Raw genomic sequence first — 22,911 nt, forward strand, 5'->3', positions numbered from 1 at the left:
TTTTCCACAGCGCGCGATGACGGACGCTGCGCACACCGGGGCAGGCGGCGCAAACCCTGCGCGCATACGTCTGTGACAAAATCCCGACATGGTTGTCCTCCTCCAAGGGTCATAGTGGCGACAGCCACTCCCCCAGCTTCGTCCAGCGCCGCCGTCCCTGGACCCCACGCACCGCCATGGCGAGCGCGCGGCGCTGGCCGAGCATGATCACCAGCCGCTTGCCCCGCGTCACGCCGGTATAGATCAGGTTGCGGTGGAGCATCGTGTAATGCTGGGTCACTACCGGGATCACAACCACCGGGTATTCGGACCCCTGGCTCTTGTGGATCGTCGTCGCGTAGGCCAGGACAATCTCATCCAATTCTCCGAAATCATAGGTCACCGGACGGCCGTCGAAGGTGGCGGTCAGCACACCTTCTTCGGTATCAACGGCGGATACGATGCCGAGATCGCCGTTGTAGACCTCCTTGTCGTAGTTGTTCTCGACCTGCATGACCTTGTCGCCGGGGCCGAAGGTCCAGCCGAATCGCTCGACTCGGAACTCGCCCGGCGGGTTCAGCACTCTCTGCAATTCGATGTTCAGCGACCGCGCGCCGAGGCCCCCGCGGTTCATCGGGCAAAGGATCTGCACGTCGCGCACCGGGTCGGCGCCGAACCGGCGGGGAATGCGGTCGCGGACCATCTCGATCAGCTTCGCCACCCCGGTCTCCGGAGTCGCCGCCTCGACGAAGTAGAAGTCGCTGTCCTCCCCGGCCTTCGGTGTCTCCGGCATCTGGCCGGCGTTGATGCGGTGGGCGTTGACGATGATGCGGCTGGTCGCCGCCTGCCGGAAGATCTCGGTCAGCCGCACCACCGGCACCGCGCCGGAGCCGATCACGTCGCCCAGCACCTGCCCCGGCCCGACCGAGGGCAGCTGGTCCACGTCGCCGACCAGCAAAAGGGCGGCCCGCCCCGGCACGGCGCGCAGCAGGGCGTTCATCAGCGGCACGTCGACCATGCTGGTCTCGTCCACCACCAGCAGGTCGCAGTCCAGCGGGTTGGTCTCGTCGCGCTTGAAGCCGCCGGCCTGCGGATCGGTCTCCAGCAGGCGGTGGATGGTCCGCGCCTCCATGCCGGTGCTCTCGCTCAGCCGCTTGGCGGCGCGGCCGGTGGGGGCGGCCAGCGCGATCGACACGCCCTTGGCCTTCAGCATGGTCAGGATGCTGTTCACCAGCGTCGTCTTGCCGACCCCCGGCCCGCCGGTGATGACCAGCAGCTTCGACGTCGCCGCCTGGCGCAGCGCCTCCCGCTGCCCCTCGGCCAGCGTGATCCCGGCCTTCGCCTCCACCCAGGGAATCGCCTTCTCCGCGTCGATCTCCGGCCAGGGCACGGGACCGCCGGCCAGCCGTCGCAGCCGGTCGGCGATGGCCTGCTCCGCCCGGTGCAGGCTGGCCAGGAACAGGCAGGGCTCGCCGCCTAGGCTGTCGGCGACCACCGCGCCGTCCTGCCGCTCCAGTTCCGCCGCGGTCTCCAGGATGGAAGCGTCGATCTCCAGCAGCTTCACGGCCATGGGGATCAGCTCGGCCACCGGCACGCCGCAATGGCCTTGGTCGGTCGCCTCGGCCAGGGCGTAGCCGATGCCGGCCCGCGCCCGGATCATCGCGGTCTTCTCGATGCCCAGTTTGGCGGCCACCGCGTCCGCCGTCTTGAAGCCGATGCCACGGATGTCGCGAGCCAGCCGGTAGGGATTCTCGGTGATGAGACGGATGGCATCCGGCCCGTAGGTCTTGAAGATGCGCACCGCGCGCGAGGTGCCGACCCCGTGGCTGTGCAGGAAGATCATGATCTCGCGGATCACCTTCTGGTCGGCCCAGCCGGCGATGATGCGCTGCGCCCGCTTCGGCCCGATGCCGGTGACCTGCCGCAGCCGGTCCGGCTCCTGTTCGATCACGTCGAAAACCGCCTCGCCGAAGGCCTTGACCATCTTCTTGGCGTAGACCGGCCCGATGCCGCGGATCAGGCCGGAGCCGAGATACTTCTCGATCCCCTCCACCGTGGTCGGCGGGGTGGCGCGCAGGAAGTCCGCTTTGAACTGAAGCCCGTGGTTGCGGTCGTTCACCCAGGCGCCGCTGGCCTGCACGAACTCCCCGGCGCCGATGGTGGCGGCGTGGCCGACCAGCGTGACGAGGTCGCGCTGCCCGCGCACCTTCAGCCGCAGCACGCAGAATCCCGTCTCCGGGCTGTGGAAGGTCACCCGCTCCACCAGCCCCGACAGCGGTTCCCGCGGGGGTCCCGCCGCGGTGGAGGCATCGCCGGATATGCTCATGCCACCCAACATAGGTGCTGGCGGGCCTTTGGGGGAGTTCCCCGCGCAACCGCTGCATCGCGTCAATTCGGAGGAAGACCGCGGCGCCGCGAATGTGTACCTTGTCGCGCGAACCCCGCGCCGGACACCGGACCGAACGGACCGCGCCGGAGCGGGCTTGCGGTGAAAAAACGTCAGCCAAAGAACGACAAACCGAAAAACCGCGGTGTCTACGACTTCGGAAGGAAAGAGCAGCAATGGTGACGGAACGCATTCAGGTTGGCGGCTTGCAAGTTGCCACGGAGCTTCACCGCTTCATCGAGAACGAAGCCCTGCCGGGCACCGGCGTGACGCCGGAGCAATTCTGGTCGGGCCTTGACGCGATCCTCCACGATCTGGCCCCGCGCAACCGCGCGCTGCTGGCCAAGCGGGACGCGCTCCAGGCCCAGATCGACGAATGGTATCGCAGCCGCCGCGGCCAGCCGCTGGACCGCGCCGCCCACACCGAATTCCTCAAGGAGATCGGCTATCTCCTGCCGGAAGGCCCGGACTTCGCCGTGACGACCGAGAACGTCGATCCGGAGATTTCCACCACCGCCGGCCCGCAGCTCGTCGTGCCGGTGATGAACGCCCGCTACGCGCTGAACGCCGCCAACGCCCGCTGGGGCAGCCTGTACGACGCGCTCTACGGCACCGACGCCATCCCCGACGACGACGGGGCGGAGCGCACCGCCGGCTACAACCCGAAGCGCGGCGAGAAGGTCATCGCCTTCGCCCGCGACGTGCTGGACCGCGCCGCGCCGCTGTCCGACGGGTCGCACGCCGACGCCGCCGGCTACACGGTGGACAACGGCCGCCTCGTCGTCGCGCTGAAGGACGGCCGCAGCACGGGTCTGGCCGAGCCGGAGCGTCTGGTCGGCTACAACGGCGCGCCATCCGCCCCGACCGCCATCCTGCTGGCCGACAACGGCCTGCACATGGAAATCCGCATCGACCGCAGCCACCCGATCGGCAAGACCGACGCGGCCGGGGTCGCCGACCTCGTGCTCGAATCCGCCCTGACCACCATCCAGGACTGCGAGGATTCCGTCGCCGCCGTGGATGCCGAGGACAAGGTGCTGGCCTACCGCAACTGGCTGGGCCTGATGACCGGCAGCCTGACCGCCAGCTTCCCCAAGGGCAGCGGCACGGTGGAGCGCCGGCTGAACCCCGACCGCAGCTACACCAGCCGCAACGGCGAGACGATCACCCTGCCGGGCCGCAGCCTGATGCTGATCCGCAACGTCGGTCACCTGATGACCAACAGCGCGGTTCTGCTGAAGGACGGCAGCGAGGCGCCGGAAGGCATCCTCGACGGCATGATCACCTCGCTGATCGCGCTGCACGACGTCAAGGGCGCCCGCCTCAACAGCCGCGCCGGCTCCGTCTACATCGTGAAGCCGAAGATGCACGGACCGGAGGAGGTCTCCTTCGCGGACGAGCTGTTCGCCCGTGTCGAGGACGCGCTGGGCATCGCGCGCAACACGCTGAAGATGGGCATCATGGACGAGGAGCGCCGCACCACGGTGAACCTCAAGGAGTGCATCCGGGCCGCGGCGGCGCGCGTGGTGTTCATCAACACCGGCTTCCTCGACCGCACCGGCGACGAGATGCACACCGCCATGGAAGCCGGCCCGATGATCCGCAAGAACGACATGAAGTCGTCCGCCTGGATCAAGGCCTACGAGGACTGGAACGTGGACACCGGCCTGCTCTGCGGGCTGAAGGGCCACGCCCAGATCGGCAAGGGCATGTGGGCGATGCCCGACCGCATGGCCGACATGCTGGCCGCCAAGATCGTCCACCCGCAGGCCGGCGCCAACACCGCCTGGGTGCCCTCGCCCACCGCGGCCACGCTGCACGCCCTGCACTACCATCAGGTCAACGTCGCCGCCCGTCAGGAGGAGCTGGCCCGCCGCGAGCGCGCCAGCCTGGACGCCATCCTGACCATCCCGCTGGCCGACCGGCCCAACTGGTCGGAAGAGGAAATCCAGCAGGAGCTGGACAACAACGCCCAGGGCATCCTCGGCTACGTGGTGCGCTGGATCGACCAGGGCGTCGGCTGCTCCAAGGTGCCGGACATCAACAACGTCGGGCTGATGGAGGACCGCGCCACGCTGCGCATCTCCAGCCAGCACATCGCCAACTGGCTGCTCCACGGCATCACCACCGAGGCGCAGGTCATGGAGACGATGAAGCGCATGGCCGCCGTGGTGGACAAGCAGAACGCCGGCGATCCGCTCTACCGCCCGATGGCCGTCGACTTCGACGGCAGCGTCGCCTTCCAGGCCGCCTGCGACCTCGTCTTCAAGGGCCGCGAGCAGCCGAACGGCTACACCGAGCCGGTGCTGCACCGCCGCCGCATCGAGGCCAAGGCGAAGGCCGCCATCTGAGCCGGCCCGCCATCCGGCGCGCATCGAAGGCCCTTCCCCATTCGCGGGGGAGGGCCTTTTTCTTTGCTCAAGGCCAGTGCGCCCGCAGGGTCCAAATGCGGCAAAGCCCAGATATGGCGAAGGCCGGAAACCCGTCTGGGTTCCGGCCTTCGAGGATGGTGGGCGCGACAGGGATTGAACCTGTGACCCCTACGATGTCAACGTAGTGCTCTCCCGCTGAGCTACGCGCCCATCCGTGTCGCCGGTCGGTTCGGGGTTCGGCATCCGTCTTGCGTCCCGTCCGGCGTGGGCGTGGGGTGTACCATCATCCCGGAGGTCTGGCAAGCCTCGATTTCACTTTTTTGCGGCCCGACGACGAACGCCGCCTTTTTTCCCGCCGACGGGACGGCAGGCGCCTCACATCTGTTGGGGCGTGAGCGGGACGGTGCGTGACAGAGCCGTCCAGGTCCACTACATCACAGTGCCATGGATGCTTCCGTCGACGCCGCCACACCGGAGCCGGCCTTCGAACTTCTGGCCCCGGACGAACAGACCAAGCCGCTGGTGCTGGCCTCGCCGCACAGCGGCAACCGCTATCCGGCCGAGTTCCTGGCGGCGGCGCGGCTCGACCCGCGCGCGTTGCGCAAATCGGAAGACTGCTTCGTCGACGAGATTTTCGCGGGCGCCCCGACCCTGGGCATACCGCTGATCCGCGCGCTGTTTCCCCGCGCCTTTCTGGACGTCAACCGCGAAGCCTACGAGCTGGACCCGGAGATGTTCGCCGACCCCCTGCCGCCTTACGTGAACACACGCTCGCCGCGCGTGGCCGCGGGGCTGGGCACCATCGCGCGGGTGGTCGCCAACGGCGAGGACATCTACCGCGGCAAGCTGCGCTTCTCCGAAGCGGTGCGGCGGGTGGAGCAGTGCTACACCCCCTACCACAACGCACTGCGCCGCCTCGTTGAAGACACGCGCGCCCACTTCGGCCACGCGGTGCTGATCGACTGCCATTCCATGCCCTCCCCCGGGCTGGGCGATCGCGACAACCGGCGCAGCGACATCGTGCTGGGGGACTGTTTCGGCAACTCCTGCGCCCCCGCGGTCACCGAGACGGCGGAGCGCTTCCTGCGCGGTCTGGGTTACACGGTCAGCCGCAACGCGCCCTACGCCGGCGGCTACACCACCCGCCATTACGGGCGCCCGCGCCAGGGCATCCACGCGCTTCAGATCGAAATCAGCCGCGACCTCTACATGGACGAGGCCACGCTGTCCCGTCTGCCCTTCCTGACCGTCCTGACCCGGCACATGCACGAGATGGTGGACAACGTCGCCCACCTGCCGTCCACCCCCCTTGCCCCGCGCTGATCAGCCCGTCGCTCGCCGGGCCGCGCACAAAAAAAGGCCGGGGCGAAGGCCCCGGCCCGAGTCTAGGGAGGAAACGCCCAAGAAGTGCGTTACGGCACCGCCCGCATCGCAGACACGATCGATGCCGCACTGCACAATATGATGAAGCCCCGCCCGGGGATCAAGAGGGAAAATGTTTTTTCATGTCATTCAATGGTTTAACCAAAGTTAAGACAAAGCTTCGGCGCAGCGCAAACAGCCGTTTATGCTGCATTGCACACAGAATCCCGGCTCTGCTCCCGCACAATCTGGGGCTGGCGGCGCGTCCGCCAACCCACCCCGGTCCTTCGGCATAACCCATCCGACCGATAGGGAACCAACCCCCCACACGGTCGTTTTGTCCCTGCGCGTTCCGGGGTCTGCCCCGTCACACGCGATTCGGCCGCCGTTTCAAGCGGTCGTCCGGCACCGGAGAACCACCCACGTGAGCAGACTGGTCGTCGTATCCAACCGCGTCGCCCCCATCGACGAAGGCAAGCAGGCCGCCGGGGGCCTCGCCGTGGCCGTGCTGGCCGCGCTGAAGAAGACCGGAGGCATCTGGTTCGGCTGGAGCGGCACGGTGGTCGAGGAGGAGTCGCAGAGCGAACCCCGGCGCACCGACGTCGGGCGCCTGACCTACGCGACGCTGGACCTCAGCCGCCGCGACTTCGAGGAATATTACAACGGCTTCGCCAACCAGACCCTGTGGCCGCTGTTCCATTACCGCGTCGGCCTGATCGAGGTCAGCCGCCGCACGCGCGAGGGTTACAAGCGGGTCAACGGCTATTTCGCGGAGAAGCTCGTCCCGCTGCTGCGTCCCGACGACATGGTGTGGGTCCACGACTACCATCTGATCCCCTTCGGCGAGGAATTGCGCCAGCGCGGCTGCACCCAGCGCATGGGCTTCTTCCTGCATACGCCTTTCCCGGCCCCCGAAATCCTGGTGGCGCTGCCGAATCACCGGGAGTTGATCCGCGAGCTGTGCGCCTACGACCTCGTCGGCTTCCACACCCAGGTGGATCTGCGCAGCTTCGCCGACTACATCCGGCAGGAGCTGAACGGCGAGGTGGAGGACCGCGGCCCCGAGGGCGGCATGCTGATCCACGCCTTCGGGCGCACGCTGCTGGCCCGCGCCTTCCCCATCAGCATCGACACCGAAAATCTGGTGAGCATCGCCGAGACCGCCGTGCGCTCCCGTCACACCGAGCGGCTGAAGGAGAGCCTCGTCGGGCGGCGGCTGATCATCGGGGTGGACCGGCTGGACTATTCGAAGGGCCTGCCGCAGCGCTTCCAGGCCTTCGAACAGCTTCTGGCGGCCTATCCGGAGCATTGCAACCGCGTCTCCTTCCTCCAGGTGGCCCCGCCGAGCCGGGAGGACGTGCCGGAATACATCGCCATCAAGCGCGAGCTGTCGGAGCTGTCGGGCCGCATCAACGGGCGTTTCGCCGAGTTCGACTGGGTGCCGATCCGCTATCTGAACAAGAGCTTCGGACGGCGCGTGCTGGCCGGTTTCTACCGCACCGCCCATGTCGGGCTGGTCACCCCCTTGCGCGACGGCATGAACCTCGTCGCCAAGGAGTATGTCGCCTGCCAGGACGCCGACGACCCCGGCGTGCTGGTGCTGTCCACCTTTGCCGGGGCGGCGCGGGAACTCGATTCGGCGCTGATCGTCAACCCCTTCGACATCGAGGCGGTGGCCGACGCCCTCCAGCGCGCCCTGACCATGTCGCTGCCCGAGCGCAAGGAGCGCCACGCCGCGATGATGCGCATCCTGCGCAGCCACGACATCGGCTGGTGGCGCGAAAGCTACGTCGATGCCTTGACGCGCGCGCCGTACGGGTGAAACTGATGTCATGACCACAGACAGCAATGCCGCTTCCGGCCCCGTCACCCTGGTCGCCGACATCGGCGCCACCAACGCCCGCTTCGGCCTGATCGACGGCACGGGCATCCACGGTTCGCGCGTGCTGCGCTGCGCCGACTTCCCGTCGCTGGAGGCGGCGGCGCTCGCCTATCTGGGCGGCGTGGCGCACGACGCCCGGCCCAGCCGCGGCGCCTTCGCCATCGCCGGTCCGGTGACCGGCGACGCGGTGCTGATGACCAACCGTGGCTGGTCCTTCTCCACGGCCGAGGTGCGCGGCAAGCTGGGGCTGGAGCGGCTGGCTGTCATCAACGACTTCACCGCCGTCGCCCTGTCGGTGCCCCGCCTTACCGCCGCCGATGTGCGCCAGGTGGGCGAGGGAGCGCCGGTGCCGGGCCGCGTCGTCGGCGTGGTCGGGCCGGGCAGCGGGCTGGGCGTGTCGGGGCTGGTGCCCGGCCCCGAGGGCTGGACCGCGCTGGCCGCGGAGGGCGGCCACGTCACCATGGCCCCGGTCAGCGACCGCGAGAGCGCCGTTTTGGCCCAGCTCCGCAAGAGCTTCGACCATGTGTCGGCGGAGCGGGTGCTGTCCGGGCCGGGGCTGGTCAACCTCTATCAGGCGCTGTGCGTCCTCGACCACCAGGAGCCGGAACCCTTCACCCCGGCCCAGGTGTCGGATGCGGCGACCGCCAACACCAATCCCCATTGCGTGGAGGCGGTGGAGATGTTCTGCGCGATGCTCGGCACCGTGGCGGGCAACCTCGCTTTGACGCTGGGTGCGCGCGGCGGCATCTACATCGCGGGCGGCATCGTGCCGAAACTGGGCACCCTGTTCACCCACTCCCGCTTCCGCAAGCGTTTCATGGAGAAGGGCCGGATGCGCGACTTCCTGACCCCCATCCCGACCTACGTCATCACCCACGAGCTTCCCGCCTTCCTCGGTCTGGCCGAGGCCGCGGAGCGGGCGTAAAGGCGCTTACGCCGTCAACCGCGAGACGGCCAGTTTCAGGTCGGCCAGGAAGGTCGGCTGTTCGGCGAGTTGGCCGCGCAGGATGTAGCTGGGGTGGAAGGTCGCCACCACCTCGGCCCCCGGCACGAGACGGCAGGGCTGGACCGTGCCGCGCAGCTGCATGATCCCGTTCAGCCCGGTCAGCGCCCACAGCGGCGTGCGGCCCAGCGCGACGATGACGCGGGGGGCGAAGCCCTCCAGCGTCCGCTGCAGATGCTCGATCTCGCCCGAGAACTCGGCCAGCACCCAGTCGGAGGTGCCGAACGGCCCCCAGCGCTCGTCCAGCGCCCGCCCCTCCTTCTTCGCGCGGGTGCGGGAGGCGAAGAAATGCCCCACCTTGTTGCCCGGCGGCTGGTAACGGAAGACGTTGGCGACGAGGCATTCCGCCCGCTCCACCCCGGCCGCCTTCAGCGTCTCGTCGAGGAGCTGCCCGCTGCGCCCGACGAAGGGAACGCCCCGCCGCGCCTCCTCCGCTCCCGGTGCTTCTCCCACGATGGCGAGGTGCGGCCCGGCGGCGGTCTTCGTGGGCTGTTGGTAATCGGCGAAGGGCAGGTCCGTCATGCGCGCGTCCATTGCTTGTCCTGAGGCTTGCCGCCGCGAGGCTTCGGCCCCAGCATTGTTCGAAACGAGGAGTCCGAACCAACAACACAGGAGGACGCGAGATGGCGACACAACAGGAGCTGGCTGGAAAGAGCTGCGAACCCTGCCGCGGCGGCATCCCGCCGATGGACCGCGCCATGGCCGAAACTTATCTGGTGCAGGTGCCCGGCTGGTCGATCAGGCCGGACCCCGACCGGCTGGAGCGCGACTACCGCTTCTCCAACTTCCGCGAGGCCCAGCATTTCGCGATGCGCGTCGGCGACCTGTGCGAAGCGGAAGGCCACCACGCCGAGATCCTCTATGGCTGGGGCCATTGCACCGTCACCTTCTGGACGCACAAGATCAAGGGCCTGCACGAGAACGACTTCATCATGGCCGCCAAGGTCGAGGGGCTGATGGACGAACCCTACGCCCCGGTGTCGGAATCCATGGGCGACGTCTCCCCCACCGCGCGGCACGGTTGATTTTGCCCTTTCCTCAACTTTTTCCCCTCTCCCCTCCGGGGAGAGGGTTAGGGTGAGGGGGGTTGCGCGTGTCGTTACGTCCGGCACAAGCGCATCCCCCTCACCCGGCCCTCCGGGCCACCCTCTCCCCGGAGGGGCGAGGGAACACCAACCCGGAGCGCATCCCATGCCCACCGCCCAGCCCGCCGTCATCCAATGGGGCCTGTCCAGCTACAGCGGCTGGGGCGTCAACGGGCTGCAACTGGCGCTGAGCTGGACGCGCAGCGGTCGGCTGGTGCCGGTCTGCTCGCTGCCGCTGCGGCTGGAGGACATCGCGCTGTCCCCGCTGGAATGGCGGCGTATGGCCGGCTTCGTCCGCGAGTCCGAGGCGCTCTGCCGGCAGATCGCGCCCCACGCCGGGCAGGAGGTCGGGGTGTCGGTGCCGGTGCTGCGCGGGCTCGGCAACAACCTCGTCGGCAGCCGGTCGGTGGAGGGCGTGACGCTGAAAGGCCAGCCCACCGTCGGCGTCTGCTATCTGGAGGACACCGCCATCGACGCGGAGGGCCGGGCGCGGGCGGAGCAATGCGCGGCCATCGTCGCCGGGTCCAGCTTCGTCGAGCAGGTGCTGACCGGTGCCGGCATCGGACGGGTGCGCACGGTCCTGCAAGGCGTCGATCCCACCCATTTCCATCCGGCGCCGAAAGTCGGCTGGTTCAAGGACCGCTTCGTCGTCTTCTCCGGCGGCAAGCCGGAGTTCCGCAAAGGGCAGGACCTCGCCCTGCTCGGCTTCCGCGCCTTCGCCGAGCGCCATCCCGAGGCGCTGCTGCTGACGGCGTGGCACAACCCCTGGCCGGAGAGCGCCCGCTCGCTGGAGGCCAACCCCGCGGTGGCGCCTGTGCGCTTCCACGAGAACGGGCAGTTCGACGGGGCCGGCTGGGCCGCCGCCAACGGCTTGCGCGCCGATCAGGTGATGGACCTCGGGCCCGTGCCCAACGCCGACATGGCCCGCATCCTGCGCGAGGTCGATGTCGGCCTGTTCCCCAACCGCGGCGAGGGCGGGACCAACCTCGTCGCCATGGAATGCATGGCCTGCGGCGTGCCCGCCATCCTGTCGGCCAACACCGGGCATCTCGACCTGATCGGGGCGGATCGCTGCCTCCCCCTGACCCGGCAACGCGCCATCCAGACCGATTTCGGCACCGACGGCTGGGGCGAGAGCGATGTGGAGGAGATCGTCGCGGCGCTCGAAGGCCTGTGGGCCGACCGCGCCCGCGCCGCGGCCATCGGGCGGGCGGGTGCCGCCTTCCTGGCCGGTCTGACCTGGGACCGCTACGCGGACGGCGTGGCCGACGTCGTGGAGTCGGTGCTGTAACGCCTACAGCGCTTTCACCGCCGCCAGCAGCCGCTCCACCTCCGCCTCGTCGTTGTAGTAGTGGGGGGAGGCGCGGACGACCTCGGTCAGGCCGCGGGCGTCCATGTCGAAGGGGGTTGAGGGCGCGGAGGACACCGACAGGTTGATCCCCTGGCCGCGCAGAGCGGCCTTGATGCCGCGCGGGTCATGGCCGTCCACCGTGAAGGTGACGATGGCGCAGCGCTCCGCCCCGAGATCGCGCACCGTCACGCCGGGAAGCCCGCCCAGACCGTGCCGCAGCCTGTCGGCCAACGCGAAGGCGCGGTCGCGGATCGCCTTCAGCCCCCAGGACAGCGCGTAATCCACCGCCACGCCCAGCCCAAGCCGGGCGGCGGTGTTGCTCTCCCACAGCTCGAAGCGGCGGGCGTCGGGGCGCATGGTGTAGCGGTCCGGCCCTACCAGCGCGCCGCCGCTGTGGTCGAGCGTGTACGGCTCGATGCGGTCGAGCCAATCCTTGCGGACATAGAGGAAGCCGGTGCCCCGCGGCGCGCGCAGGAACTTGCGCCCGGTCGCCGACAGGAAGTCGCAGCCCAGTTCCTCGACGTTCACCGGCATCTGACCCACCGTCTGGCAGGCGTCGAGCAGATAGGGGATGCCGTGCCGCCGAGCCACCCGCCCGATGGCGGCCGCCGGGTTGACCAAGCCGCCGTTGGTCGGGATGTGGGTGATGGCGATCAGCTTGACCGGCCCCTTCCCCGGCTCCCCGATCATCGCCTCCAGCGCCGTGACCGAGGTCTGGCCGGTCTCGTCGCTGGGGATCACCTCGACCACCACGCCGGTGCGCCGGGAGGCTTGCAGGAAGGGGATCAGGTTGGCGGCGTACTCGGCGCGCGCCGTCAGGATGCGGTCGCCGGGCCGGAAGCCCTCCCCCGGCAGGGCGGCCAGCGCGTTGAAAGCCATGCCCCAGCCCACCGTCGCGTTCTCCGCCAGGGCCACCTCCTCCCGCGAGCAGGCGAGCAGGCGGGCCACGGAGTCGTAGACGCCCTCCAGCCGGTCGGCGGCGCGCTCGGCCGCCTCGTAGCCGCCGATGGTGGCCTCCAGCGCCAGATGCGCGGTCACGGCGTCCAGCACCGGCTGCGGCGGCAGGGCGGCCCCGGCGTTGTTGAAATGGGCGACATGCCGGGTCCCCGGCGTCTCCGCGCGGGCGCGCGCGATGTCGATGGTCATGCGGTTTCCCCCTGCCGGATTTTTGCGGCGGTTTTTGTGCGCCGATGTGGACCGCCAGCCAGACGGTCGGGGCGGCGGGATCGGTCCAGGCGACGCGGTGCCGCCGCCGGGCGGGGATCATCATCCAGTCGCCGGGGCCGAGCGCGCGTTCCGCCTCACCCTCGATCTGCAAGCGGGCGCCGCCCAGGACGACGAGCACGAACTCGTCCCAGTCCTGATCGTACCAGAAGCCGTCCGGCGATGCCTGACCGGTGGACAGGATGCGTTCGATCCGCACCGTCCCGGACAACGACGCCGTGTCCGTCAATGTCGTGAAAATCTCGTCCGGCAAGCTCCCGGACGGCAGGCCTGCCAGCAGGTTGCCGGCCGGGACGCTCATCCCCAGAGTTCGGGGGCGGGCGGGAACAGCGTGCCGCCGTCGTAATGAAGGGCCGGCGTGCGGTCCTCGGCCAGCAGCAGCGGCCCGTCGAGGTCGACGTAGCGCGCGCCCTGGGCCAGCAGGACGGCCGGCGCCATGGCCAGCGAGGTGGCGACCATGCAGCCGACCATGATGTCGAAGCCGGACTCCTGCGCCGCCTGTTTCAGCAGCAGCGCCTCGGTCAGGCCACCGGTCTTGTCCAGCTTGATGTTCACAACCCGGTAGATGCCCTTCAGCCGGTCGAGCGAGTCCAGCCCATGGCAGGATTCGTCGGCGCCCAGCGCCACCGGGCAATCGATGCCGCGCAGCGCCTCGTCCTCGCCGGCGGGCAGCGGCTGCTCGATCAGTTCCACCCCGAGATCGGCGAGCACCGGGGCGAAGCGGCGAAGCATCTCCAGCGTCCAGGCCTCGTTGGCGTCGACGATCAGGCGGGTGGTCGGGGCGGCCTCGCGCACCGCGCGCACGCGGTCGAGGTCGCCCTCCCCGGTCAGCTTCATCTTGAGCAGCGGATGGTCCGCCGCCCGCGCCTTGGCGGAGGCGGCCATCGCCGCGGGTTCGTCCACGCTCAGCGTGTAGCAGGTGGTCAGCTTCTTCGGCGCGTCGGGCAAGCCGGCGAGCCGCCACGCCGGTTTGCCCGCCTGTTTGGCCTCCAGGTCCCACAGCGCGCAGTCCAACGCGTTGCGCGCGGCCCCCGGCGGCAGGAGGGTGCGCAGCCGCTCGCGGTCCAGCCCGTCCGCCACCGCCCCGGCCAGGGACTCCAGCGTCTTGACCGTCTCGTCCAGCGACTCCCCGTAGCGGGCGTAGGGCACGCACTCCCCACGGCCCCGCTTGCAGGATTCGACCACCTCGGCGACCACGACCTCGGCCTCGGTCTTGGCGCCGCGCGATATGCGGAAGGTCCCCGCGATGGGGAAGGTATCGCGGCGGACGTAAAGACGGCGGGCGGTGGACGACATGAAACTCTCCAGCAACGCGGCGGACCCGAAGTGTAAGCAAACCCGCCGCGATGACCAGAGCAGGGTGCGAATGCCAGCCTTACCCGTGAAGCCCGGCGCCGTTCATTCCCATTCGCCCACCCATACCAGCGGTTGCAGGCGCCTGCTGCTGGCGCGGGTCCGGGTCCTGCACGATCACCCCGTACCAGCCCAGCCCCTTGTAGGTCTCGTAACCCGGCGTCAGCGCGTAGCCGTAGGTGCGTCCGGACCCGTCGGCGTAATGGCCCATGCTCTCGCCGCTGCGGCGGAGCTGGACGGTCTCGCTGAGGATGCCGCGCCCGTCGGACGAGGCGATCACCCGGTGCCTTGCGTCGAGCAGAAGGCAGCGCGAACGGGCGCGCTCCTCATCCTCCAGCCGCACGCCCTGGACGACGGCGGCGGCCTGCGGCTCCCAGTCGAAGAAGATGCCCAGCACGCCGATGGGATCGCCGTCCGCCTCGCCGCCGCGCCGGATCGCGGTGGCGTAGGTGGCGACCACGCGGTCCTCCAGGCGGCCGTTGCGCGCCACGTCGCCCACCGTGAACTCGCCGCCGTTGCGCGTGGCCAGCGCTTGGCGGAACCACCCCTCGTCCCCCACGCGGGCGCCCTGGGCGCCGGGGTAGCGGCCGGGACGGCCGGTGGCGATCACCTCCCCCTTCAGGTCGGCGATCCACAGGTCGAGATAGACGGTGTAGGACTCCAGGATGACGCTCAGCCGGTGCGAAGCGTGCTCGCGGTTCACCTCCGTCGGGTCGGCGGCGCAGTCCACCACGGCGCTGTCGGTCGCCCACCAGCGCACGTCGCAGGACCGCTCGTACAGGTTCCGGTCGATGATCTCGATCATGTTCAGCGACAGGTCGGCCAGACGCCGCCCGTGCATCTCCTGCACCATGGCGCTGCCCGTGGTCGTCAGGTGATCGACGCGGGAGACGATCTCCGACCGCAACTCCTTGGTGATGGTGTTCACCTGCTTGGAAATCTCGGAGACTTCGTTCGCGACCACCGCGAAGCCCCGCCCGGCGTCGCCGGCCCGCGACGCTTCGATCAGGGCGTTCATCGCCAGCATCTTGGTGCGGCGGGTGATGTCTTCGATCAAAGACACCTTCCGGGAGGCGACATCAAGGACGCCCCGGGAAAGCTCGAACAGTTCGTTTCCGGCCACACTCATCCCGAGCACCTCTGTGAGTTTGGGTGGGATATCTTTTTAGACGTCTAACCATCAAACGCTGTGCCAAACGCCAGCCCGGAACCCTCCGGACGCGCAAAGCCGCGGAACGCCTGCATTTTCGGGCGGCGCCCCGGGTTCAGCCTCAACGTTTCTGAGATGTCAGTTTCGAAATTGTGATGAATTCGGCGTCATATTGGAGTCCGAACAATCACACACGGCACCGGCCTTGCCGCACCGCACCCCGCACACCGCGTGCGCCGCAACAAAAGCAACGGTTTCTCCTAAAAAATGAGGCAAAAGGTCGCAGGACCCCTGCCCGCCGCTCCGACACTGCTTAGCATACAAGCAAATGCCGGGCGTCTAATCAATGCCCGTCTAATGAGCAAGTGCGTTTTTTCAGACAAAAAGCACCAAAATGCACAAAAAAGCGTCAGGCGACCTTGTGCATCTCGTCGAGGAAAAGCTGCACCTCGCGGGTCAGGCGGTCGGCCTGGACGCTCATCCGCTCCGACGCGGCGAAGACCTCGTGGGCGGTGCCGCTGGTGCGTTCGGCCGCGGTGGTGACGTCCTGGATGTCCTCGGTGACGGCGCGGGTGCCGGCGGCGGCCTGATCCATGTTGCTGACGATCGAGCGGATCGCCGAGCCCTGCTGCCCGATGCCCGCGGCGATGCCGCCGGCGATCTGGTTGATGTCCTGGATGGTGTGGCCGATGCCGACGATGGAGGCGACCGCCACGTCGGTGGAGGACTGGATGCCGGCGATCTGTCCGGCGATGTCTCCGGTGGCCTTGGCGGTCTGGTCGGCCAGCCGCTTGACCTCCTGCGCCACCACGGCGAAGCCCTTGCCCGCCTCACCGGCGCGGGCCGCTTCGATGGTGGCGTTCAAGGCCAGCAGATTGGTCTGGCTGGCGATGTCGTTGATCAGGGTGACCACCTCGCCCACCGTCTTGGCGGCGCCCGACAGCTCGGCGATCAGCGTGTTGGAGCGCTCGGCCTCGCCCGCCGCGTTGGCGGCGACCTTGGCGACCTCCTCCACCTGCCGGGCGATCTCCCGGATCGACGCCGACAGCTCCTCCGTCGCGACGGCGACGCTGCCGACCGAGGAGCCGGTCTGCGACGCGGCGGCGGCCACCGAGGAGGCCTTGCCGGTGGCGGTCTGGGCGTCGGTCTCCATGGTGCGGGCGGACATCTCCAGCTGGTGGGCGGTGCCGGACACCTGCTCGCACACCGCGCGGATCTGAGTCTCGAAGCGGTCGGTCACCCCGGCGAAGCCCTTCACCTTGGCGGCGATGGCGTCGGTGGCGGTGTTGATGGTGCGTGACGCGTGCAGGAAGTTGCCCTGCATCCCCTTCAGCACGATCCGCCGAAAATACTTGTTGGCCGACACGTAGCTCATCGAGGCGGTGGCCTCGCGGATGAAGGCGTCGGTGCGGTCGATCGAGTCGTTCAGGGCGTGCATCAGCTCGCCCAGGTCGCCCTTCTCCCGCACGTTGACGACCCGCGCCTCGAAGTCGCCGCGCGACACCGCCTGACAGACGGCCACCGCCTGCCCCACCGCGGCGCGGGCGCGCACCATGCACAGCATGACGCCGACCAGCGCGGCCAGCGCGGCAGCGCCGATCCCGATGCGCAGCGGCGCGCCGCCGACGTCCAGCGCGTCGGTCACCAACAGCGCTGCGACGAGCAGCGCGGCGACCGCCCCCAGCCCGAACGCCTTAGAGAGAGAAGACGAATTCGTCATACCCGATCCCCTTCTCCGTCAGCAGCCCGACAACGGTGGCGAAAGCCTCGTTCATGCCCTGCTTGCGGTCTTCGTGGCGGTTTTCGATGTCCAGAAGCGTGCGGTAGAGCGGCACCACCTTGTCGATGGCGCTGCGGTCCGGGACCCGGCGCGACGAGTGGTAGCCGACGAGCCGACCGTTGACGTCGTAGCTGGGGGTGACGTGGGCGAAGACCCAGTAATGGTCGCCGTTGCGCGCCCGGTTGACGACGTAGGCGAAGATCTCCTGCCCCGCCCCCAGCGTGTCCCACAGCAGCTTGAACACGCAGCGCGGCATGTCCGGATGGCGGACGATGGAGTGCGGAGCGCCCATCAGTTCCGCCTCGCTGTAGCCGGCGACGCGCTGGAACACGCGGTTGGCGTAGGTGATCCGGCCCTTCAGGTCGGTCTTGGAAACGATGACCTCGTCGGCGTCGAAAAACCGCTCGACCCCGGTCAGCGTCCGGTCGCGGGGGCCGGGACTGAGAACGTCGCTGTGTGCCATGTGCCTGCGGTCGCGGGCCGAGAGCCCGGCGCCCCCTTATTGGTTCGCGGTCGGTTACAGGGCGTACATCTCCCCATCCGCGCGTTCCCGTCGGGCACTGGCGGACGCCGCAAAATAAAGACCATGCAGGTTATACAAAAGATTAAATTTGTTGCCGGACGGAAATATGATTCAGCTCAACCGTCCGCCCGACATCGCTCAACCCGCGACATCGCTCAACCGTTGACCGGACGCAACATTGTGCCGCGTCTCACTCCGGCGGCCTCATTCCGGCGGCCTCATTCCGGCGGATAGGGAACGGTCAGCAGCCGGCCGATGGGCGGGTTCTCGACGATGGCCGTCATGCCGTCCGGCCAGCGCACCTCCAGCCGCTCCACCCCGCGGGCGCTGCCCAGCCCGAAATGGGCCACCGGCTCCATCTGGCAGAGATAGCCCGACCCGGCGCAGACGGACCGCACCTGCCGACGCCCGTTGGCCGTACAGGCGACCACAGCGCCGCGGGCCGGTGCGCCGTAGGGGGTCAGCGGCAGCACGCGCAGCCACCCGTTGTGGTTCGCCGCCGTGCGGTAGAGCGACAGGGGCTGCGGCGATCCGCCGCCATGCCCGCCACCATGCCCGGCGCCCACCCCATTGCCATGGGCGATCAGCAGTTCCAGCCGTCCGTCGCCGTCGATGTCGGCCACCGCCGCCCCGGTCCCCAGCCCCTTGGGCTCCAGTGCGTCGCCGATTTCGATGGCCTGCCAGCGGTCGTCGCGCCACCCGAACAGGCGGTTGGGTTCGCCGTGCAGGTTGAAGAACAGCTCCTCGTAGCCGTCGTTGTCGAAATCGGCGGCGATCACGCTGGACACCCGACCCGGAAAGGACATCTCGGGATCGGCCTCGTCCACGAAGCCGCCGCCGGAGCGCTGGACGAACAGGCGCTGCGGCCCCTCCCAGGCGCCGACCAGCAGCCCGAACCCGCCATAGCCCGGCCCGTCCACCGCGGTCACCGCCCGCCCGGCGAATCGCGAATCGGCGACCCCCCGCTCCTCGGCGATTTCCTCGTAGGTGCCGTCGCCGAGGTTGCGGAACAGGAAGTTCGGGCCACCCTCGTTGCAGGCGAACAGGTCGACGCGATCGGACAGGAACGGCAGGGCGAGAAGCCCGCGCCCGGCGCCGATCAGGTCGATGCCCGCGTCCTCGGCCGCGTCCTCCAGCCGCCCGCGCCGGCTCAGCTCGAACAGGCGGAAGGGGCCGCCGTCCGCCGCCACGACGAATCCGTAGCGGCCATGGCCATGCCGGTCCATGGCGATCACCGACCGTCCGGCGACGCGGTTCGCCATGCCGGCGTTCTCCGGCTGGGCCAGCAGGTCGAGCCAGTGCTTGCCGAAGCAGGCGAACAGCCGGTCGCCCATCTCCTTCGGCCCGCTCGCCCGGTCGGAGTTCAGGACATACAGCTCCTCCCGCCCGTCGCCGTCCACATCGGCGGCGGCGATGGCCACCGCGCAGCCCGAGGCGTCGGCCAGCAGCGGCCCGGCGATGTCCACCAGCCGGGAGCCGTCCCATTTGAGGATGAGGTTGTTGGTGGCGTAGCCCGTGACCACCAGTTCGAATGCCCCGTCACCGTCGACGTCGGTCACGGTGATGCCGTTGGACAGGCGCGGCTGGTTGCCGTCGATCAGCCGCGAGCATTCGAAGAACATCGGCCGCCACTCCCTCACTGCCGCGACACGGCCCGGGGAGGGTTTGGCCCGCGAAGGCCGGTCCCTGACGGGCTCTAATCCGTTGATACCTCTTCGAACGGCGGAGGTAAACCCGCACGGAAGTCCAGCCCGCCAGGGAACTGCGGCCTATGACCGCGCGGGAAGCGTCCCGAAGGGCATGAAAAATCCCGCCGCAGCGGGCCGGCTGCGGCGGGATCGGTTCACGGAGCGCAAGGACGCTCAGCGACGCTTCTTGACGCCGCCGTTGGTCAGGGCGCCGCCCGCGGCCATCTTGACCGCATCGGACTCGTCGCCGTCCTTGGCCGCCGGACGGTTGCCGGCCACCGCCAGCTTGGCGCTTTCCTTCAGAGCCTTGGCGGCCGCCTCGCGGGCCGGCAGCTCGATGTTCAGCTCCAGCGTCGAGCAGTCGCCGCCGCGGTCCAGCTTCACCTCGACCTTGTTCTGGTCGATGTCGATGTACTTGGCGATGACCGCCAGCAGCTCCTGCTGGAGCATCGGCAGATAGTCCGGCCCGGTCCGCCCGGCGCGCTCGTGCGCCATGACGATCTGGAGGCGTTCCTTGGCCTGGACCGCCGACGCGCGCGGGGCGGAGCGGAAGAAGCTGAAAATGCTCATGCGGACCTCCGGAGGAGGCGGCTGAACAGACCCTTCTTCTGCGGCGTGACGAAGCGGTGCTCGACGTCTTCGCCCAGGAAGCGGGAGACCGCGTCCAGATAGGCCTGGCCGGCGTTGGACGCCTCGTCGAGGATGACCGGCATGCCGACGTTGGAGGCGCGCAGCACGGCCTGGCTCTCCGGGATCACGCCGAGCAGCTGGATCGCCAGGATCTCCAGAACGTCGTCGACCTTCAGCATCTCGCCGCGCTCCACCCGCTCCGGATCGTAGCGGGTAAGGAGAAGCTGCTGGGTCACCGGCTCCAGCCCCTGCTCCGCCCGGCGCGAGCGCGAGGCCAGCACGCCGAGGATGCGGTCGCTGTCGCGGACCGAGGAGACTTCCGGGTTGGTCACGATCACCGCGTGGTCGGCGAAGTACAGCGCCATCAGCGCGCCCCGCTCGATGCCCGCCGGGCTGTCGCAGACGATGTAGTCGAAGTCCTTGGAGAGTTCGTTCAGAACCTTCTCCACGCCTTCGCGGGTCAGCGCGTCCTTGTCGCGGGTCTGCGAGGTCGGCAGGATCGACAGGTTGTCGATGCGCTTGTCCTTGATCAGCGCCTGGCTCAGCTTCGCTTCGCCGTTGATGACGTTGATGAAGTCGAACACCACGCGCCGCTCGCAGCCCATGATGAGGTCGAGGTTGCGCAGCCCGACGTCGAAATCGATGACGACCGTCTTGAAGCCGCGCAAGGCGAGTCCGGTCGCGAAAGCGGCGGAGGAGGTCGTCTTGCCGACGCCGCCCTTGCCGGAAGTCATGACGATGATCTTGCCCAACGGAGCTTCTCCCACGTTCCTAAATGTTGCCGCCAAGGTCCGGTTACCGGGTTACGCAGATCGGGGCCTGTGCCGGGCACGCTTTGCGTGACACCGTCCTCGCACAGAGGGCCGTTCGACAGAAAGCGCTCAAAAGCGTCATCATTGGGGCTCCATGTGAAGATAGCCGTCGCGCAGGAAGATCTGCACCGGCTTCTTCAGCACGTCGTTCCCGAAATCCTCGCTGACGCGGTACAGCCCGGCCACCGAGACGACCTCGGCCTCCAGGCTGTGGCAGAAGATGCGCGCGTTGGTGTCGCCGGACACGCCGGCCAGCGCCCGGCCGCGCAGCGCGCCGTAGACGTGGATGTTGCCGTCGGCCACCACCTCCGCGCCGGGGGAGACCGGGGCGGTGATGACCAGATCCGTCTTCTCGGCGTAGATCTGCTGGCCGGAGCGCACCGGCTCGGTCACCAGCAGCGCCGGGCGGTAGAGCGGCTCGGGCGGCGGGGCGGGAATCGGGGCGGCGCCGGCCTGCGGGTCGGCAGGGGGGGCGGCGGACTCCAGCTTGGCGGCTCGGCCGGCGGGCATCGGAGTCAGCCCGGCGGCGAGTGCGCCCTCGTGGACCGCGCGTGGCCCGCCCCGGAAGCCGACCGGCAGCAGGTACAGCGCGCGCAGGTTGGTCACCAGGGCGGCGATGTCGAAGCGCGGGGTGTCCTCCGTCAGCTCCTCGAAATCGAGGACGACGGGGGCGTTGCGGAAGAAATTGGGCGCCTGCCGCACCTTGACGGCGAGCTGGGTGAAGAAGTCCGGTGACGCCGGATCATTCACCTTCAGCACCATCATGGTGAAGGAATTGCCCCGCAACTGGAACGGACCGTCCCGATCGGCACCCTGCCTGGCGCTGCTCACCGCTGCCATCCTGCTTGTGTTCCTGCCGAATCCGTGTCGTCCGCATGTCTGGGGCCATCGGCCAGGCACCAGGGCGGAAGGGTCAACCACCCGGGTTCTAGCGGCGCGGACCCCATCCGTTCAAGCCTTTCCCGGCGCCGATGGAGTGACAACCACCGGACACACGCGCCATGGGCCGGAACAGGGGGTCCCCGTCCGGGCTGGAGGTCCATGTGTTGCGTCAGCGGAAGGTCTCACTACAAAGTATGGTAATGGAACTGGATTCGCCGGGCAAAGGGTTTTGCAGGGATATGCCCTTTTCGCGCTGCGGCATCTTTCCCTCGCCGCGACACTCGCAAAGATGGTTCGCGCACCCTCGGCACATCCGCTTGTCGCGGTGGCGGCGGGTTCCCTCCGCCTCTGGCGGTAGTCCGTCGCCGCTGCGCTCCCACCTGCGACTCATCCACAACATCTTGTGTGAATCTTTTGCGATGCCCGCAATTCCGCCTGACGTTCATCGCCGCACGCCCTATGTTTGTGATGTGAGGTTCCTATTCCGACGAAGAGGTTCCGCTTGCACCCTGCTTCGTTCCCGAGCGTCCGAATGTCGCCGGCACCCCATGACGGGCGCAGCCGACGGGACGCACGCCTCGCACCGGCAAGCCAGACTCCGGCCATCCCGTTGCACAGCAGCATCGACGACCTCCCCCTTGCGGGAGGTTTTTTTGTGCCCGGAGCCGCCGCCCACCAACGTGACGTTAGGAGAGCGATATGGCCAAACGCCAGACCAAAGGCAGCGCCGTTTCAGCGTCCGAGTCGACGGTCCACCCACTGTTCCCCGCCGCCGGCTGGGACCCCGTGGGCGGCGACGACCGCCGCGACCAGAGCTATCTCCGCAAGGTCAAGCCCCAGAGCCCCAACCAGAAGCGGCTGATGGAGGCGATCAAGGACCATAACCTCGTTGTGGCGCTCGGCCCCGCCGGCACCGGCAAGACCTATCTGGCGATCTCCTCCGCGGTGGAGGCGCTGGAGGAGGGCAAGGTCGACCGCATCGTGCTGTCCCGCCCGGCCATCGAGGCGGGCGAGAGCATCGGCTATCTGCCGGGCGACATGCACGAGAAGATGGCCCCCTTCCTGCGCCCGCTCTACGACGCGCTGAGCGAACGGCTGGGCGCCAAGCGCCTGCGCGCCCTGATGGCCGACGGCACCATCGAGATCGCGCCCGTCGGCTTCATGCGCGGGCGCACCCTGAACAATGCCTTCGTGGTGATCGACGAGGCTCAGAACTGCACCTACGCCCAGATCAAGATGCTGCTGACCCGTCTGGGCTGGCATTCCACCATGGTCCTGACCGGCGACCCCGACCAGACGGACCTGCTGGACAACCTGTCGGGTCTGGCCGACATCGCGCGCCGGCTGGAGGCGGTGGAGGGCATTTCCGTCGTCCGGCTGAGCGACACCGACATCGTCCGCCACCCTCTGGTCGCCAGCATGCTGACCGTGCTCTGACGCCATCGGCAA

At 68.7% G+C, this 22,911-nt stretch carries 18 protein-coding genes, 1 tRNA gene and 1 pseudogene; 7 read left to right on the forward strand and 13 right to left on the reverse strand.

Features of this window, described 5'->3' with window-relative positions; genetic code table 11:
* Positions 1–109: 109 nt before the first annotated feature.
* The gene (recD2, locus tag ACWPN7_RS14200; protein ID WP_492273333.1) at positions 110–2,305 is read right to left on the reverse strand and encodes an SF1B family DNA helicase RecD2; all 2,196 of its coding nucleotides are present in this window, start codon (positions 2,303–2,305) and stop codon (positions 110–112) included.
* Positions 2,306–2,544: 239 nt separating this feature from the next.
* Here recD2 and ACWPN7_RS14205 point away from each other — a divergent pair, with 239 nt between their 5' ends.
* Positions 2,545–4,716, forward strand: coding sequence for a malate synthase G (locus ACWPN7_RS14205; protein ID WP_459197003.1), 2,172 nt, complete (start codon positions 2,545–2,547; stop codon positions 4,714–4,716).
* Between the two features lie 156 nt (positions 4,717–4,872).
* Here the strand turns inward: ACWPN7_RS14205 and ACWPN7_RS14210 are convergent.
* Positions 4,873–4,947 (reverse strand) — tRNA-Val (locus ACWPN7_RS14210).
* A 234-nt stretch (positions 4,948–5,181) separates the two neighbouring features.
* Here ACWPN7_RS14210 and ACWPN7_RS14215 point away from each other — a divergent pair.
* The 3 genes from ACWPN7_RS14215 to glk all read left to right on the forward strand — a co-directional run bounded on the left by ACWPN7_RS14215 (position 5,182) and on the right by glk (position 8,906).
* Positions 5,182–6,060 carry an N-formylglutamate amidohydrolase gene (locus tag ACWPN7_RS14215; protein WP_456524938.1) on the forward strand — a complete coding sequence of 293 codons (879 nt, stop codon included), beginning with the start codon at positions 5,182–5,184 and terminating at the stop codon, positions 6,058–6,060.
* A gap of 463 nt (positions 6,061–6,523) precedes the next feature.
* Positions 6,524–7,921, forward strand: coding sequence for an alpha,alpha-trehalose-phosphate synthase (UDP-forming) (gene otsA, locus ACWPN7_RS14220; RefSeq protein WP_038529040.1), 1,398 nt, complete (start codon positions 6,524–6,526; stop codon positions 7,919–7,921).
* A 10-nt stretch (positions 7,922–7,931) separates the two neighbouring features.
* The gene (gene glk, locus ACWPN7_RS14225; RefSeq protein ID WP_456522584.1) at positions 7,932–8,906 is read left to right on the forward strand and encodes a glucokinase; all 975 of its coding nucleotides are present in this window, start codon (positions 7,932–7,934) and stop codon (positions 8,904–8,906) included.
* A gap of 6 nt (positions 8,907–8,912) precedes the next feature.
* Here the strand turns inward: glk and ACWPN7_RS14230 are convergent, their stop codons facing one another.
* Positions 8,913–9,506, reverse strand: coding sequence for a uracil-DNA glycosylase (locus tag ACWPN7_RS14230; protein WP_247881563.1), 594 nt, complete (start codon positions 9,504–9,506; stop codon positions 8,913–8,915).
* Between the two features lie 101 nt (positions 9,507–9,607).
* Between ACWPN7_RS14230 and ACWPN7_RS14235 the strand changes: the two genes are divergently transcribed.
* Both ACWPN7_RS14235 and ACWPN7_RS14240 read left to right on the forward strand, forming a co-directional pair.
* The gene (locus ACWPN7_RS14235; protein ID WP_149649566.1) at positions 9,608–10,009 is read left to right on the forward strand and encodes a 4a-hydroxytetrahydrobiopterin dehydratase; all 402 of its coding nucleotides are present in this window, start codon (positions 9,608–9,610) and stop codon (positions 10,007–10,009) included.
* A 166-nt stretch (positions 10,010–10,175) separates the two neighbouring features.
* On the forward strand, positions 10,176–11,360 hold the full coding sequence (locus ACWPN7_RS14240) for a glycosyltransferase family 4 protein (protein ID WP_459196970.1): 1,185 nt from the start codon (positions 10,176–10,178) through the stop codon (positions 11,358–11,360).
* Positions 11,361–11,363: 3 nt separating this feature from the next.
* On the opposite strand, the gene ACWPN7_RS14245 is transcribed toward ACWPN7_RS14240, so the two are convergent.
* The 10 genes and pseudogenes from ACWPN7_RS14245 to minC all read right to left on the reverse strand — a co-directional run bounded on the left by ACWPN7_RS14245 (position 11,364) and on the right by minC (position 21,420).
* Entirely contained in the window at positions 11,364–12,566 is a 1,203-nt protein-coding gene (locus ACWPN7_RS14245; RefSeq protein WP_459196969.1) for an aminotransferase class V-fold PLP-dependent enzyme, read from the reverse strand.
* Between the two features lie 61 nt (positions 12,567–12,627).
* Positions 12,628–12,945: pseudogene (locus ACWPN7_RS14250) on the reverse strand (cupin domain-containing protein); the annotation flags it as partial.
* The gene (gene dgcA, locus ACWPN7_RS14255; protein WP_103040317.1) at positions 12,942–13,940 is read right to left on the reverse strand and encodes an N-acetyl-D-Glu racemase DgcA; all 999 of its coding nucleotides are present in this window, start codon (positions 13,938–13,940) and stop codon (positions 12,942–12,944) included. The gene dgcA and the pseudogene ACWPN7_RS14250, both read right to left, overlap by 4 nt.
* Before the next feature lie 79 nt (positions 13,941–14,019).
* Positions 14,020–15,126: a methyl-accepting chemotaxis protein gene (locus ACWPN7_RS14260; protein ID WP_038529058.1), complete on the reverse strand. Its 1,107-nt coding sequence runs from the start codon at positions 15,124–15,126 to the stop codon at positions 14,020–14,022.
* A gap of 430 nt (positions 15,127–15,556) precedes the next feature.
* Positions 15,557–16,867, reverse strand: a complete 1,311-nt coding sequence (locus tag ACWPN7_RS14265) for a methyl-accepting chemotaxis protein (RefSeq protein ID WP_451991517.1) — start codon at positions 16,865–16,867, stop codon at positions 15,557–15,559.
* A complete protein-coding gene (locus ACWPN7_RS14270) occupies positions 16,842–17,390 on the reverse strand; it encodes a PAS domain-containing protein (protein WP_051657919.1) in 549 nt (182 codons plus the stop codon). Before ACWPN7_RS14270 ends, ACWPN7_RS14265 begins: the two co-directional genes overlap by 26 nt.
* 278 nt (positions 17,391–17,668) lie before the next feature.
* Positions 17,669–19,072: a CRTAC1 family protein gene (locus ACWPN7_RS14275; RefSeq protein ID WP_137115821.1), complete on the reverse strand. Its 1,404-nt coding sequence runs from the start codon at positions 19,070–19,072 to the stop codon at positions 17,669–17,671.
* A 240-nt stretch (positions 19,073–19,312) separates the two neighbouring features.
* Positions 19,313–19,708: a cell division topological specificity factor MinE gene (gene minE / locus ACWPN7_RS14280; RefSeq protein ID WP_014239739.1), complete on the reverse strand. Its 396-nt coding sequence runs from the start codon at positions 19,706–19,708 to the stop codon at positions 19,313–19,315.
* A complete protein-coding gene (gene minD, locus ACWPN7_RS14285; RefSeq protein ID WP_035672130.1) occupies positions 19,705–20,520 on the reverse strand; it encodes a septum site-determining protein MinD in 816 nt (271 codons plus the stop codon). The genes minE and minD overlap by 4 nt, the downstream gene beginning before the upstream one ends.
* A 141-nt stretch (positions 20,521–20,661) precedes the next feature.
* The gene (gene minC / locus ACWPN7_RS14290) at positions 20,662–21,420 is read right to left on the reverse strand and encodes a septum site-determining protein MinC (RefSeq protein WP_038529070.1); all 759 of its coding nucleotides are present in this window, start codon (positions 21,418–21,420) and stop codon (positions 20,662–20,664) included.
* Positions 21,421–22,161: 741 nt separating this feature from the next.
* Here minC and ACWPN7_RS14295 point away from each other — a divergent pair.
* Positions 22,162–22,899 carry a PhoH family protein gene (locus ACWPN7_RS14295; protein WP_014239734.1) on the forward strand — a complete coding sequence of 246 codons (738 nt, stop codon included), beginning with the start codon at positions 22,162–22,164 and terminating at the stop codon, positions 22,897–22,899.
* Positions 22,900–22,911 lie beyond the last annotated feature (12 nt).

Source organism: Azospirillum sp. UENF 312511 (assembly GCF_058780635.1).

Coding starts and splice junctions, on each gene's coding strand:
- dgcA (WP_103040317.1), bottom strand. CDS start 13,940: ATGTCGTCCACCGCCCGCCGTCTTTACGTCCGCCGCGATACCTTCCCC.
- ACWPN7_RS14240 (WP_459196970.1), top strand. CDS start 10,176: ATGCCCACCGCCCAGCCCGCCGTCATCCAATGGGGCCTGTCCAGCTAC.
- ACWPN7_RS14265 (WP_451991517.1), bottom strand. CDS start 16,867: ATGACGAATTCGTCTTCTCTCTCTAAGGCGTTCGGGCTGGGGGCGGTC.
- recD2 (WP_492273333.1), bottom strand. CDS start 2,305: ATGAGCATATCCGGCGATGCCTCCACCGCGGCGGGACCCCCGCGGGAA.
- glk (WP_456522584.1), top strand. CDS start 7,932: ATGACCACAGACAGCAATGCCGCTTCCGGCCCCGTCACCCTGGTCGCC.
- ACWPN7_RS14275 (WP_137115821.1), bottom strand. CDS start 19,072: ATGTTCTTCGAATGCTCGCGGCTGATCGACGGCAACCAGCCGCGCCTG.
- ACWPN7_RS14215 (WP_456524938.1), top strand. CDS start 5,182: ATGGATGCTTCCGTCGACGCCGCCACACCGGAGCCGGCCTTCGAACTT.
- ACWPN7_RS14230 (WP_247881563.1), bottom strand. CDS start 9,506: ATGACGGACCTGCCCTTCGCCGATTACCAACAGCCCACGAAGACCGCC.
- ACWPN7_RS14245 (WP_459196969.1), bottom strand. CDS start 12,566: ATGACCATCGACATCGCGCGCGCCCGCGCGGAGACGCCGGGGACCCGG.
- ACWPN7_RS14270 (WP_051657919.1), bottom strand. CDS start 17,390: ATGGCACACAGCGACGTTCTCAGTCCCGGCCCCCGCGACCGGACGCTG.
- ACWPN7_RS14260 (WP_038529058.1), bottom strand. CDS start 15,126: ATGAGTGTGGCCGGAAACGAACTGTTCGAGCTTTCCCGGGGCGTCCTT.
- minC (WP_038529070.1), bottom strand. CDS start 21,420: ATGGCAGCGGTGAGCAGCGCCAGGCAGGGTGCCGATCGGGACGGTCCG.
- ACWPN7_RS14295 (WP_014239734.1), top strand. CDS start 22,162: ATGGCCAAACGCCAGACCAAAGGCAGCGCCGTTTCAGCGTCCGAGTCG.
- ACWPN7_RS14235 (WP_149649566.1), top strand. CDS start 9,608: ATGGCGACACAACAGGAGCTGGCTGGAAAGAGCTGCGAACCCTGCCGC.
- minE (WP_014239739.1), bottom strand. CDS start 19,708: ATGAGCATTTTCAGCTTCTTCCGCTCCGCCCCGCGCGCGTCGGCGGTC.